This window comes from Marinomonas sp. TI.3.20, assembly GCF_038155025.1.
Classification (GTDB): domain Bacteria; phylum Pseudomonadota; class Gammaproteobacteria; order Pseudomonadales; family Marinomonadaceae; genus Marinomonas; species Marinomonas flavescens.
Window position 1 is genome coordinate 1 of the sequence record NZ_JBAKAS010000138.1, and the last position, 255, is coordinate 255.

Here is a 255-nt window from a genome sequence, read left to right on the forward strand (position 1 = left end):
GCTGTAAGCGTCTTGGTTACAAAGGAACCGAAGGTGGTTGGGATTTCAAACACATTGCACGAACTATGCGTTCTGGTTTTTGGTCTGTTCTTGCTCCGTTGGTTATCTTAGGCGGTATCTACTCAGGGTTTTTCACTCCGACTGAATCTGCCATTGTTGCAATATTCTATACTTTGTTTGTTGGTGCCTTTATTCATAGAGAGCTTACTTGGAGTGCTATTTTTCGCTCGCTAGAAACGACTACATGGTTGTCTG

1 protein-coding gene is annotated in these 255 nt (G+C 43.1%); it reads left to right on the plus strand.

The genetic code is table 11. From position 1 onward, the window contains the following. Positions 1-255 (plus strand): TRAP transporter large permease subunit (locus V6259_RS19905; RefSeq protein ID WP_341586004.1); only part of this gene is annotated, 255 nt, incomplete at both ends.